Raw genomic sequence first — 8633 nt, 5'->3', positions numbered from 1 at the left:
CAAGCTGGAAGTGCACCAGCTCGCCGGAGGCGTACTGGTGCACTTCCAGCTTGACAACGCTCGGCGCGACGGACAACGCGCCGACGAGGAAGCCCGACGGCAACATGTCGTCCTGGTGGACGATCTTCTCGTTATGGTCGGGCACCTCCCCAAGGATCGGGGGATTAGGTTGCCCTTCAGCCTTGCGCACGACGACGTCGAGCGCAGCCCGAAAGGTTACCTGGGCCGGTTGCATCGCCGCTAGAGCCTGCGCCGTCGCGAGCCACGACTCCAGGGGCACGGAGCCGTCCGAGAGCCTTTCGATGCGGTTGAGGAAACTGAGGTCGACGAGGAGTTGCGGGGTTGACGCCCCCACTTGCGGGATAAGGCCAACAACGCGCGGATCGATCGAAGCCAGGAGGGTGGTACGGAAGCCGTCGGTCGATAAGCCCGCCGAGAGTGCGGCTTGCTGAATGGCTAGAACGGTGCCGTTGTCTAGGTAGGTCATGTCCGAGCCGGTGGTGTGCCGCGCGCCTTTTTGACGGCGGCAAACGCTCGAAGCAACTGTTTGCCCGCCACCGCGGCCTGCGAGCTCGGACCGAATAGGTTGGATGGGCCGTGGACCTCGGATGTCCCAGACCCTGCCTCCCAGTCACGGATGCGTTCGAGGGCCCTTGCGGCTGCCGTCCTAGTCACGTCGTCAACGGCTGCCCCAGAGCGGGACGCCTCTACATCCTGCCGCGCTGACGCGAGCGCCAGCCGTCGGGCCGTCGTCGGCAGGTCGTGGTCGATACCTGACGCCATTTGCGTCAGGGCGAGCAGGGTGAGGGTGGCGAGTTGCAACCCGGCGCAGTCGGCGTGGTCGGCGTCTTGGGCGAGCGTCTCCGCTTGGCGAAGGTGATCAATCGCGTTGGAAGCGAGGCCAGCCCTGAAGGCCAGCTCGGCCGCGAGGTGGAGAGTCGCGCAAAGGAAGCTGCGGTCGCCGCGCTCGGACGCCGCAGCGACCGCCCCTTTGGCCGCGTCGTAGGCTTCGGCGTCCCGGCCCAACCCATGGAGGGCCATGGCCTCAAGGCGGTACAGCGGACTGCCCTCGGACCTTTGGGGTTGCGAGCGTAGAATCGACAATGCATGGTCGAACTCGTCAAATTCGAGTGACCGTTGGGCCTTGTTGGCGACGTCCTTCTCCTTTTCGCCGAGGTCGGCCGAAGCGCGGACCGATTCGTCGATATCGAGCCCGAGCATGGATGCCAGGAACGCCTTCCTGGAATGTGGGATCTCGTCCATGGCGTCCTGCAGGTACGGCGCGAGCCCCTCGACCCAGCGTTGCTCAAGGAGCGACGGCTCGCTCCCGAGCATAAGTAGGTGATAGATCTCCTCCGCCCGATCCGCGAGAAAATCGCCGTTCTCCGAACGTGATCGGACCACGTAATGTACGACCGCACGGCGATGGATATCCGAGGCCCGCTCCGGATCGTCGGCGATCATCAGTCCCAACATGAGCCGCCGCAGGTCAGACCGATGGCGGACGGACCCGTCCGGGTTCGGCTCAACAAGCGTGATCTCGTGCCTTAAGCGTTCGAAGAGGGCCTCGGCCTGCGACCGGCCCGATAAGGACAAGCCGCACGGTGCGGCCAGGACATGCAGTAGGACGTCCGGATCGATCCGACGGACGATGAGCCCAGGATGGGCCAGTCGCCGCACGCTGAGGTCCGTGACTTGGTCCAGGTAACGTCGATAGAGCTGGCTTTGGATCTGGGCTTGGCTGACCGAGAAGATCAGCCATTTGGTATTGGTGATACCTTCCAGCCTGGACGATCCGGAGCCCGCGTCCCGTCGATAAATCTCGGAGGCGAGCCTGAGGCTCAGCGGGCTGCCGTCGATCCGGCCCGCGACCTCGGCGGCCGTCCGGCGATCGACGCCGTCATGGACGAGGAACGCAGTCGCGGCGCGCTTGTCCAGGCCCATCAGCGCTCGGACGGTCGCCTCGTTGTAGTTGAGCAGGAAGTCGGCCAGTGGGACGCGCGTGGCGATGATGACCCGCAATCGGGGGAGGACCTTTTGCAAGGCTTCCAGGGGCCATCGGACGCTGTCGATCTCAGGTCGGCCGTAGCGTTGCACGCGCTCGAAGGTGTCCAGCACTACCAGCAAAGGCGTCAGCGACGTGTCCGAGCCCAGGCTCGCCGCCAACTTCTGTCCGAGCCGCATCGCAAGTTCCTGAACGTCACGGCGCGATCCTCCAGTCCGCTCCGACTGGATTGCGAAGGCCCCGTCGCGGGATCGGGCATCCTTCGCGGAACGACGGTCGTCCAGCGCGTCGGCAGCTTCCTGTCGCAACTCCGCCAGCGCGCCTCTAGGGAATCGAAGGGCGAGCTGGCGGGCGCACTCGATGATCATCGTTTCCGGTTCGCGTGCCACGAGCTTGGGATCTTCCCAGTCAAGGTACGCCACCGGCAAGGTGTCGCCGACAGTGTCTACGTGGTCCGTGATGAATTTCGCGATCAGGCTCGACTTGCCCATCCCACCAGGCGCGTGCAGCACGTACGCGCCGGATCTCCCCCCCGACGCCCAGCGGCTGACGCCCTCAAGTGCACGCGATGCGCTCTCGAGGAAGCTTTGCGAATCAAGTACGTCGACGTAACTGCGAAGCTCGCGCTGCTCGACCTCCCGTCCTTGGAAGCGGCCCCCCAGGAGGTGCTCGAAGGGCGCCCTGAGCCGCCTTACTGCAGTCTCGCGGGCGATCAGTTTGGCGTCCGGCAAACCCTCAGTCTCCGGTCCGTACCAGCCGACCACTTCGCCGAGCGTGGTGAGTTCGGACAGGCTAAGGGATGAGAGTTCGGAGGCCGATCCCTGAAGCATCCAGCGGGACAGCGTCGAGCGAACCGCGTCGTTCGGGAAGTCTTCCGCCGTGTCGGAGATGGCGATCTCCAGGTCGGTCCGGTCCATCCGCAACAGCGTATCCCGCCGTATCTCCGGCCTGAGCAGCCATCGTCCCTCGCCGGCCTCCGTCGAGAATGCGACGCAATCGTCCGCGATGAGCGAGACCCCGCCGCCGTCGGACTGCTCGACCGACGTCGGACCAATCGCGGGTAGCAATGCAGGGTCGAAAGGACCGAGCACTGCGGCCGCACGAAGGTACGCGGCGCGCCGCCCATCCGCTCGAAGTCGGTCGTCGGCCCGTCGGGCCTCGTCCATGCGGGGCGGCCGGAGGTCCCGCAGCCTCTTGGCCACGCTGGACGCGGTCCAGAGCAGGGGCAAGGGCTGATCGCGGGACGCCGGGACGCCTTCGTCAACCGAGTCCATCGACGACCCCCCTGACCGCCAAGCCCAGTCCCGTGAGATAGTGCCGTTCCTCTAAGCCCCTACTCCGAAGTTCAGCCCGATCTTCCTCGATGTACGCGAAAACCGCAAACACCGCCGCATCAATTGCGCCGGCATCGTGACCACCGCCTTTCAGCAGGAAGTACCGATTAAAGAAGCGTTCCAAGTGCGGCCTCCCGATATTTTCGGGTGGGGGTAGGTCCTCAGGGACAACCGCTGGAAGGATGTCGGTAGGGAACTGCCGCTCATATCCTAGCAGGATCAAGCCGACTCTGTCGTGGGCGGGGAGGTCGGCAACCGTCCGGGCTAAGGCCTGGATGAATTTCTCCAGCCAGTCGTCCTCGTCTTTCGGGGCGGGCACGCCGTCGATGACGATCCACCACACCTGGCCGGAGGCGATGGCGAGGTTGACGAGATGGTCCGCGACCTCCCGTATCCACTTGGGCGTCGGCGACGGCGGGCCCGGGAGCGAGAAGGCCATTCGCCCGGCCTGAATTCTGCTTGAAAAGGTCGATGCGAGTAGCGAGACGTGCTCCAGCTCCGCCATGCCGGCCACGAGTTCCACGTACGCGACGCGGATCTCCCGGCCCATGATGCGGCCGACCTCCTCCGCGACGTGGATCACGAGTTCCTTGGTATAGGATTTGCCCGACTTGACCACGCCGCGGACGACGTAGATCGCAGCGTCGTTGGGCGCGACGAGCCTGGCGAGCGCCGCGCTGCCGGCTTCTCGCGCGAGGAGCGGTTGTCGACGCCGCATGAGCACGGGGCGGAAGCGGTCGATCCCCCCTTGGGCGAACGCCGCGGCGCGCGTCCTCTCCTCTGCCTCCAGCCTTGCGAGCTTGGCATCGAGTTCGGCGAGCTTTACGGAGAAGGCTAGGCTGCTCCTGATCAGCAGTCTGAGGAGGGCGGGATTGCTGGCGAAGCCGTCCTGGAGGCAGTGCTGGATCGCCCAACGGAGGTAGCCGAGGTTGTCGACCTGGAGCGGGACACGGGCTACCAAGACGGGATCCAGCTGGAGCTCGGCGGCGATCCGTGCCAGAAGGTTCTGACCGATGCCCCACGTGAGGGCGAGTTCGTCCTCAAGGGATTGAAGTTCGCCGAAACTGAGTTCGATCGCGGGCATCCTCTATCCTCAACGCGTCTGCTATCCAACATGGTCCGAAGGTCGCCGATCAACCTGGGGTCCTAATGCGGCGGGTTGCCAGGATTCGTCTCCGCGCTCGGCTTGATGAGACCGCTGGCAAGGGTGGCGGCCCCGAGGACGATGCTCGCGAGGTAGCCGTCGAACTCAATGAACTTGCGCATCCCCACGCCGTCGATCGCATAGGCCCAGACGGGGAAAAGCAGGAAGGCAAGGAACGCGTTCGTCCTCCAAGCGTCACCAGGCTCCTTAAGACGCCAAAGGTAGATCGGGGTGATCAACCAAGCGCCCGCCAAGATGAGCGCGCCGATGTCGACCACGTTAAAGCCAGCCATGGTCGCGATGCTGTTCGCGCCCGAGGTCGTCCTGGCGGCGTTCGTGATGGACTGCTGAAGAACGCCGTTGGTGAAGATGACGAACGCTACGACCTCAGACGGTATGTATTTCCCGACACGCGCCAAGTACGTGTCTCCCGCCTCCTTGAGGTCTTGCGACAACCCGGGCGTAGGCGGCGCGTCGCCGGTACCTCCCGCCGACCCAGTGACCCGCGCGGGCCTTACTAAGCGAGTCATGCGAACAACCGGCAACCGTTCTATGTGACTGGCGACATTTCTGGATGAATTTTTTCCCGCCCGCAAGCTCCACGCAGGGGTATATCGCGCGGTTGCCGAGCGCCCGCCTGTCCGAACAATCCGGAAGTGCACAGAAATCCGGCGCTGATCCTCCCCCGACTTCATGGACACCTCTGATACGCTTGTTGCCGGCAGTGAAGGTGTTTGATGGCCAAGACTAGACGCGAGTTCACACCTGAGTTCAAACGCGAAGCAGTGGCCCCGCTGGAGAGCAGTGGCCGCCCGCAGATGCAGATCGCCGCCGAACCCGGGATCCAACCCTCCATGCTGAGGCAGTGGCGCATGGAGCTGATGGGTGGCTCCCCACCGCCGCGGATAGCAGGATCACCGGGAGCGGCATCCGCGAGCCCGGTGGCTTTTCCCTCCCACCAGGCGGCCGAGATTGCTCGCCTACGGCGTGAACTCGACCGGACGCGCATGGAGCGCGACGTCCTAAAAAAAGCGTATGGCCCGCCCCGTCTGCAAGATGGTCGATGAAGGTACCTGTACCGGGTCGCGCTCGTCCGGATGCGCCATCATCCGCCAACCCGCGAGTACATCCAGCGCCGAACCGCCGAAAGCAAATCACCTCGCGAGATCCGCCGGTGCCTCAAACGCTACATTGCCCGCGAAATCTACCAGCATCTCTGTTCTCGAAAGCTCCCAGCCAGGCCCGGAATAACCCCTTGACCGACATAGGAGCATCTGTGTGCTGGTCCTTTGGGGCCGAGGGCCGCGTTCCACGTTTGGCCCAGCGCTGGGTCAGCGTGTACTTCTGGCCGACACGGGCCCCGTCGCAGCACCAGACCTCTATCAGCTTGCCGCCGACAGCCTGCGCGATTTCCGCCCGACGGTCGGGGAAACTTTTTTAAAAATGGCCGCAGCGCCCGGATCCTAGGTGTGATGGCGAAGACGGGCGGAAAGCTTGCGGTAGCCCATGGCCCGCAAGACCCGGCTCAGGGTCTGGTCGGAAACCGACCCGCCGTAATCCTCAAGCACGATTTGGGCCAGATCGCACAACCGCCAGCGCAGCGCACCGTGTGCGGCCGGCATTGGTCCCTGTTCGACCAGCGCCTTGAGGATATCGCGTTGGTCGGCGTTCAGGCGCGGAAGGGCGCCAGGGGCCTTGCCGTCAATCAGCCTGCACGGGCCATCGGCGTTAAAGGTCACGACCCAGTCGCGCACCGTCTGCAACCTGACCTCGCCGATCTTGGCCGCGGCCGAGCGCAGACCGCCCGCGGCAATCACCGACAACGCCAACAGGCGGCGGATCTGGGCCGGATCACGTGAGCCCTTGGCCAGACCGCGCAAGGCCTCGGCATCGATGTCCGAACGCAGCGGGACCGGAGCGGCCCTCGTATCCTCTTCAGGCTCCAAACCCAAGGACAGCATCACGACCCAGATGTCGACGCTACCCCGCATGAGCCCTGCTAGCGAGGCCTTGTATAACCATCAGTATGGTCCCTGAAGGAGTTCGGGATTTCATCTGCATTGGCATGGGCGCCCTTTCGATCGTCGCGTTTTGCAGAAGCTTGCTCGCGATCTTCGCATCTGCAACTATGGCGCCCAGCCAGAAAAATTCCTCGGCCATGCCATGATGGACCACTAACGGATCCGAACGGTGTGGATCGAGTCGGACAAGCGCCAAGTGCAAGGGGAGACCGAGACTTGCAGCATACAGATCTTGCGTTGGACGCAGCGCGCGATCTCGTCGCAGAAGGCCAAGCCGATGAGGCAGTTGACTTCGTACGCAAGCTTCTAACAGGCCAGCGACAGGATGGGGGGGCTGCTTCACGCAAAGTAGCTGAGTTTCACAACGAAATCTTGCTTCTTTCTGGCGATGCTCGTGATCTCGCACGAAAGCGCCGACTAGGCTTAACTGATCAACAAACCCTCGACCTCCATTCGAAGCGTCTTCGTGCTAGTCTTCTCGCCTTGATTGATGAATTAGAGATTGCGCTTGCCGCGCGGACACTTCTGCCGCCTGCCTTCGAGCCGCGTGCGGCCAACGATTTCACGACATTACCCTCAGCAAACCTTGAAAGGATCTGGGGACGCAACACGCTCCAGAGTCTGTCGTGGCTCCACAAGGCCATCGAGGCTTCGCGCGCAGTCTGCCGAGTAGTCACTCCAAGAGGTCTCGGGACGGGCTTCCTAATTAAGGATGGCATCTTGGTGACAAACAACCACGTCATTCCAACCAAGGAAGTCGCCGAACAGACAGTGGTAGAATTTAACTTCCAAGATGACGCGAGTGGTCGTATAGAGCGCGTCTATGCGTATTGCGCCACTTCGGAAACGTTCGTTACTAGCAGTGTTGACAAGCTCGATTGCACGATGCTAAAGTTGGAGCCCCTGAATGGAGCACCACCCACTGGTTTTTGGGGAAACCTCACACTTGCATTATCCCCCAAACTGGAAATCGGACAGCCAGCGACAATCATTCAGCATCCGAGCGGCGGTCTTAAAAAAATCTCTTTAACGGCAAATGAAGTCGTGAACATCTTCGACCACCGTCTTCACTATATGACTGCTACAATGCCGGGATCGAGCGGAGCGCCGGTATTTGCAGATGACTGGAGCGTAATTGCTATTCATCGCGCTGGTGGGAAACTCGTGAAAAATGCACGGGGAGATCGCCTGTTCGCGAACGAAGGCATCCTGGCGGGTTCAATAGCTGCTGAACCCATATTTGCTTCCTTGATCGGAAGTGAAATAATTTAGGAGTTCCGGCCGAGTCCAATCGATAAATTCTTAGAGAATTATGAGCAAAAGCTTGTGTCCAGTAACAACTTTTACAGTGACGACCCTCTTGGATCTGCGCAAGATCTGATCGCGCAGAACGAGGTCGAAAATGCCATCTCAGTAGTACGCAATTACCTTTCAACCGCAGCGAAGGGCACTGGCTCAAATCGGCTGAAATTGGCTTCGTTGGCCCGCGAAGTAGTGATCCTCACCGGGGACTTCCAACTACATCGGCAGCAGGATCGACAGGGGCTGTCGGCACGGCAAGAAGTGGACCTAAACTTCCGACAGTTGAGAGCACGACTACTCCAAATCATCGACGATGCAGAAACGCTTGCGGACAATCGCGATGATCCTGCGCGCGAAGCGAGACTGCTGCATCTTCGAGTTATGCTGGACCAGATTTCCTTACTCGCGGTGCTCGGAACTTCACGGACTGTACTTCTAGAGCAAATTTGGATACGTCCATCTTTCTTGCAACCAGAACACGGGTCGGTCCCTCTATTCAAGATCTTAAAATCTCGTGCTGTGGCAGTCGAGGCGCCAGCCGGATTTGGCAAAACAACGCTCTCTAAGATTATCGCCATTTCCCTGGCTAGAGATTACCTCAGGGAACCTTGTGCAGATGACCAATCCTGGCAAAGTTTGTATCTCGGTGTTAATTCTGGAGAACAAGCACATTTTCCTATTTACACAGACCTGCGGTATGTGGAAAAATTGGACGATGTTGAAAGCTTAATTAGATATGCTTCGCCAGCAATTGGCGAGGCCAACTTACATCATTTTACGGCTCTCCTGGGTGGCGGCTCAGTTGTTTTCGTTCTTGACGGACTTGA

General features: G+C 61.5%; 6 protein-coding genes and 2 pseudogenes. 3 read left to right on the top strand and 5 right to left on the bottom strand.

Going from position 1 to position 8633, the window contains the following annotated elements; genetic code table 11:
* The 4 genes from COGEMETH_RS23375 to COGEMETH_RS23360 all read right to left on the bottom strand — a co-directional run.
* Nucleotides 1-487 (bottom strand): hypothetical protein (locus COGEMETH_RS23375; RefSeq protein ID WP_238185075.1); only part of this gene is annotated, 487 nt, incomplete at its 3' end.
* Nucleotides 484-3171, bottom strand: coding sequence for a hypothetical protein (locus COGEMETH_RS23370; protein WP_238185074.1), 2688 nt, complete (start codon nt 3169-3171; stop codon nt 484-486). The genes COGEMETH_RS23370 and COGEMETH_RS23375, both read right to left, overlap by 4 nt.
* A gap of 94 nt (nt 3172-3265) precedes the next feature.
* Complete coding sequence (locus tag COGEMETH_RS23365) at nt 3266-4423, bottom strand: hypothetical protein (RefSeq protein WP_238185073.1); 1158 nt, start codon at nt 4421-4423, stop codon at nt 3266-3268.
* A 62-nt stretch (nt 4424-4485) separates the two neighbouring features.
* Nucleotides 4486-4902 carry a hypothetical protein gene (locus tag COGEMETH_RS23360; RefSeq protein WP_238185072.1) on the bottom strand — a complete coding sequence of 139 codons (417 nt, stop codon included), beginning with the start codon at nt 4900-4902 and terminating at the stop codon, nt 4486-4488.
* Nucleotides 4903-5220: 318 nt separating this feature from the next.
* On the opposite strand from COGEMETH_RS23360, the pseudogene COGEMETH_RS23355 reads away from it, so the two are divergent.
* Nucleotides 5221-5520, top strand: a pseudogene (locus COGEMETH_RS23355) (transposase); the annotation flags it as partial.
* A gap of 238 nt (nt 5521-5758) precedes the next feature.
* On the opposite strand, the pseudogene COGEMETH_RS23350 reads toward COGEMETH_RS23355, so the two are convergent.
* Nucleotides 5759-6447: pseudogene (locus COGEMETH_RS23350) on the bottom strand (winged helix-turn-helix domain-containing protein); the annotation flags it as partial.
* A gap of 273 nt (nt 6448-6720) precedes the next feature.
* On the opposite strand from COGEMETH_RS23350, the gene COGEMETH_RS23345 reads away from it, so the two are divergent.
* Nucleotides 6721-7776, top strand: coding sequence for a trypsin-like peptidase domain-containing protein (locus COGEMETH_RS23345; RefSeq protein ID WP_238185071.1), 1056 nt, complete (start codon nt 6721-6723; stop codon nt 7774-7776).
* A 54-nt stretch (nt 7777-7830) separates the two neighbouring features.
* A partial coding sequence (locus tag COGEMETH_RS23340) for an NACHT domain-containing protein (protein ID WP_238185070.1) occupies nt 7831-8633 on the top strand: 803 nt, incomplete at its 3' end.

Origin of the sequence: Methylobacterium trifolii (genome assembly GCF_022179685.1) — a bacterium.
GTDB classification, from domain to species: Bacteria; Pseudomonadota; Alphaproteobacteria; order Rhizobiales; family Beijerinckiaceae; genus Methylobacterium; species Methylobacterium trifolii.
This window is presented reverse-complemented; position numbering and strand designations above follow the sequence as displayed.

What these genes read in the sequence shown, in the direction of transcription:
- COGEMETH_RS23370 (WP_238185074.1), bottom strand. Translation starts at nt 3,171, where the DNA reads ATGGACGAGGCCCGACGGGCCGACGACCGACTTCGAGCGGATGGGCGG.
- COGEMETH_RS23365 (WP_238185073.1), bottom strand. Translation starts at nt 4,423, where the DNA reads ATGCCCGCGATCGAACTCAGTTTCGGCGAACTTCAATCCCTTGAGGAC.